Annotated in this window: 4 protein-coding genes and 1 pseudogene; 1 reads left to right on the top strand and 4 read right to left on the bottom strand. The window is 68.8% G+C overall.

Annotated elements, in window-relative coordinates; genetic code table 11:
* Positions 1-537: hypothetical protein (locus tag VIU94_RS10090; RefSeq protein WP_331909827.1), on the top strand; the 537-nt coding region annotated here is incomplete at its 5' end.
* Positions 538-1,154: 617 nt separating this feature from the next.
* Here the strand turns inward: VIU94_RS10090 and VIU94_RS10085 are convergent.
* The 4 genes and pseudogenes from VIU94_RS10085 to VIU94_RS44645 all read right to left on the bottom strand — a co-directional run.
* Complete coding sequence (locus tag VIU94_RS10085) at positions 1,155-2,255, bottom strand: glycoside hydrolase family 113 protein (RefSeq protein ID WP_331909825.1); 1,101 nt, start codon at positions 2,253-2,255, stop codon at positions 1,155-1,157.
* 208 nt (positions 2,256-2,463) lie between these two features.
* Entirely contained in the window at positions 2,464-2,691 is a 228-nt protein-coding gene (locus VIU94_RS10080) for a hypothetical protein (RefSeq protein ID WP_331909823.1), read from the bottom strand.
* A 305-nt stretch (positions 2,692-2,996) separates the two neighbouring features.
* Complete coding sequence (locus VIU94_RS10075; protein WP_331909821.1) at positions 2,997-3,245, bottom strand: hypothetical protein; 249 nt, start codon at positions 3,243-3,245, stop codon at positions 2,997-2,999.
* 154 nt (positions 3,246-3,399) lie between these two features.
* A pseudogene (locus VIU94_RS44645) lies at positions 3,400-3,744 on the bottom strand (NmrA family NAD(P)-binding protein); the annotation flags it as partial.
* Between the last annotated feature and the right edge of the window lie 256 nt (positions 3,745-4,000).

Genomic DNA, 4,000 nt, shown 5'->3' with positions numbered 1-4,000 from the left:
GGTGTCGCCATCGGCGCGGCAGTGTCCCTGATGGTTTCGGCAGTGAACGAGCGTACGAAGTGGCGGCGCCAGCAATCCGTCCGCTGGGATGAGCGACGTCTCAACGCCTATGCGGAATACGCCCACGCCGTCAAGGAACTCAGTAACCGGTACAAACGACTGGCCATCGCTCGCGGCGTCACCACGGGGTCGGCGCCGCTGGAGCCGACCGACGCGATACTCGAGGAGCTGGCAGCAGCAGAGGCGCACCGATCGGCGCTCGCAGAGACCATCTGGCTCCTCGGTGACGTCGACGCCAACACGGCCGCGGTCAAGTTGAACCATGCTCTCTGGCACCTCGAATGGCTGGCACGCGGCATACCGACCACAGGCGTCGCGACGTGGGCTGAGGCATTCCTCGAGTTCCGGGAGGCGCGCAAGGACTTCCTCAAGGCTGCGCGCCTCGACCTTGGCGTCCAGGGGACACAGCCGACCCACGACGTTCCGTGGCCCCCACCATGGCGACCCTCGGACCGCCCAGGACCGGGCGGGCCCTGAGCCTGCGCAGTCCGGGCCTCGCGTTGTCACAATCTGGTCGGAGCTTGGACTCGAACGGACCGCCGTTCCGGATCGGGATGCCCGCAACCGTCGCGGTCGTCCGCAGCACGGAGGCACCACGACCCGGTCGCCACCATCCACCAGCCAGCCGGATCGATCACCACCCGGACCACGCTGCCGGCTCACCCGGACCGGTGGAGAACCTCAGCTCAGCGGCTTCGGCTTCCGGGTGTGAGGCGCAGACATCGGCGCACGGATGAGGCCGGGGGACGTCCACGGCTGGGAGGGACCGCTCACCGGTCGGTGCACGCCGAGCCGCACGTCAAGGCGTCGTCCGGCTCGGCTCCTTGGAGGCGCGGCCCACAAAGTGCCGTTCGGCGGGACGGCCGGCGAAGTCGCTCGCCAGGGCACGAGCTCGGCGAGCCGCGAGGCCAGATTCCCGGCCGCGACGAAGGAGCAGTCGGGGTGCTTCTGCCAACAGGCCGAACACAGCCCGAGCCCGGCATGACGCCGCACTTGGCCGCAGTCGGCGCACTGCCGCGGAGGTGCTTGCTCTGCCGCTGTCGCGAGCTGCCGCACGGTCCGGTGCACCCAGTGGTCCCGGTGGGCGGCAGGTGTCACCGGAACCGGCTCGCCACCGTGTGGAAGGACTGCTTGGGCTCCCACTGCCCGGTTTCCGCGTAGCCGCGCCGCGTCCCGGTGGGGAATGTCTTGGCCAGCGCGAAGCTGGCGATGTCCAGGTCGTGGCGGCGCTGCGGGGAATGGGGCGAGTCGGGGGATATGAAGTTGTAGACGAACGCGCCGTGCACCCGCTCGGCCGCGTAGAGGTCCATCAACTCCCCGATCTCGTCGGCCTGTTCCCGTTCGTTGCGCACATAGCCGTCCTTGACCAGCGGAGGTTCCCGCTCCCAGTCCACCACGTTGAAGCCCGACCCGCCCTGCTCCTTGGCACCCGTGAAGGTGCAGCAGCCGAACTCGGTGATGACGACGGGCTTGCCGTGCCGTTGCAGGGCACGAAGCCTCTCGGTGTAGGTCGCCTTGTTGCCCTCGTTCCGGTACAGATTGACCCCCACGACGTCGAAGCCGCGCCAGTCGACCTCCTCCCACTCCCCCGAGCTGTACGTGACCCGCCCCTTGAACAGCGGCCTTACCGTCTTCAGCGCCCGGTCCAGAAAGGCGTTCAACCGATCCTGGTAGCCGGCCGACTCGGGGCGCCCCAGCGCCTGACCGCGCTCGTTGTAGTCCTTGCCCGGCACCAGGCCGGACATGAAGATGGTCAGCTCGGTGCCGACCGCGATGCCCACGCCGGGATGCCGGGTGCGCAGCCGCTCGGCAGCGCGCGCCACCACGCCGAGGAACGCGAGGGTCTGCTCCACGTCCTTGTCGAACTGTCGTGGCTCGAACCAGACGAACAGGCCGTGCGAGGCCGCGATCGACGCGGCCTCCGTCAGCCGATCTAGGTCGTGGCCGAGCAACAGGACCGCGTTGCCATGCAACTGCTCCCTGATGGCCGCGATCTCACGGCGCACATACGCAGTCCGCCAGACCTCGCGGTCCGTATCGAAGTTGACGCCCTTGTAGGTGAGCGATCCAGCGGTTTGCGGCGGCAGCGCTGCGGTGGACGTCGTACGGGCACGCGTGTTGCCTGCGGCGCAGGCGGTGGACAGGGCTGCGGCGCCCGCAAGCAGGGTCCGGCGAGCAAGTGGTGCTGATGTCATACCGCCAGCCTGTACGGAGTGCGGTTGGCGGCACGTCGGCCGAAGGACTCATACCCGTCGACCAAAGTCCATGACGAGTTGGCGACCGCCCCCGAAGCAGAGCCACCCCAAGGCCGCCCGCTGTAAGCGCGCGTCACGCGGAGGGCGGCCTGCGGGCTTCGACCGCTACGACACGGAAATGAGAGTCGCGGGCTGAAAGGCCCTCCGGTCAGGCGACCTCCTGCCGCTCGGGCGCCTTCCGCGTCTTCACGCCGCCGACGACGAGCGCCAGCCCCACGACGACTATGCCGAGGTAAGCGATGGACGGAAGGTCGACGACCTTGTGCATCCAGCCCCACTCCGTGCCGAAGAAGGTCTGCGAAGCGAAGCTGACAAGCCCCTGGGCTCCTACGACGTAGCCGATGCTTTCGACGGTGTATCCGATGGTTGTTCGCACCGATCAATCCTCTTGCGGCGGTGCCGCTAGATCGTCCTTCACAGGGCCGAAAACACAGTAGGCCAAAGGATGTAGTCGCTTGCGGGGAGCACCGGCACAGCACCCCGCCGCGGCTGAGGAATCGCCCCGGACATCCTGCGGCTTCCCCGCGTGGGCGGCACGGACACAAGCCCTCGACCGGTAGGCGGTGGTGACGTGGCTCCTCACGCACTGGTGGGCGGGCAGCGGCAAGCAGCACGGTCAAGCGGGGAGGTGCATGGCGAGTTGTTCCCACTGCCGTGCGGGCGGGGAGTCGGGTGTGGTGGTCATGAGGTGGAGGCTGACGTGGTCGGCTCCGGCGTCGAATCCTCTTGGACTCGGTGGGCGATGTCCTCGGCACTACCGTGGGCCACAAGTGCGTCGACCAGCCGGCCGTCGAGCGCGTCCGGGGTCTCGTATCCGAGTCCGCGCAGCAGTCCGCGGCGGTTCGGCAGGGCGGCCGCGGCAGTGGTGCGGGCCAGGTCGGCGGTGTCCGCAGGGTCGTGGCTGAGCACACACAGCTGCGTGACGGCCAACAGGCCGTCGTCTCCGAGAACAGTTCTGGCGTTGCGGGTGTACTGGACCCGGCCGGGGAACGCCTCCTGAAGGGTGCGCTGCGCGGTAGCCGAGGGTGTTGAGCCACTCGTTGGCGTAGGCGAAGTCCTCGCTCAGGGCCCGGATCGCGTCGATCGGGACCTGAACGTAGGGCAGCGGTATGCCGAGCGCCTTCCCGATGGCAGCGGCGATCTCAACCGGCGTCAGTTCGTCCCCCGCCAGGGAGACCTCCCGGCCGATCCACTCCTTCGGCCGGGAGAACGCCAGCGCGGCCACGGCACCGACATCGTCGACGACCATGAACTGCTGCGGGACCTCCGGCGCGAGCCCGGTGGACAGATTCCCGTTCCGCAGCACGTATCCGCCGGCGAAGTTCTCCATGAAGGACACGGGCCGCAGGATCGTCGTGGGCAGGCCTAGAGCGGCAATGCGCTGCTCAATGCGCCACTTGCTGACCAGGCTCCGCTGCGGTCTGTCCACGGACCAGGCCGAGGCCGACGCGCTCGGCGTGTACGCCGAGAGCTGCGAGACCACCGTCGTCCACTACACCCCGGTGCCATAGTCAGCACCACGCGCGACGTGTGCCGCGCCTCCAGGTCCGATGCGGACCTGGAGGCAGCCGGACCCTGAGGTCGGGGTATCCGGGCCAGCTCCCTTCAGGGATGAAGGCACGCGGTCTGGACCTGCTCGGGCCGCTTCGGAGAGCGGGACGCCGAGCCGCCCGGCGACGGCCTCG

Origin of the sequence: Streptomyces sp. (assembly GCF_036566765.1) — a bacterium.
In the GTDB taxonomy this organism is placed as follows: domain Bacteria; phylum Actinomycetota; class Actinomycetes; order Streptomycetales; family Streptomycetaceae; genus Streptomyces.
Note: the sequence above shows the minus strand (reverse complement) of the source record. Positions and strands in the feature narration are given on the sequence as shown.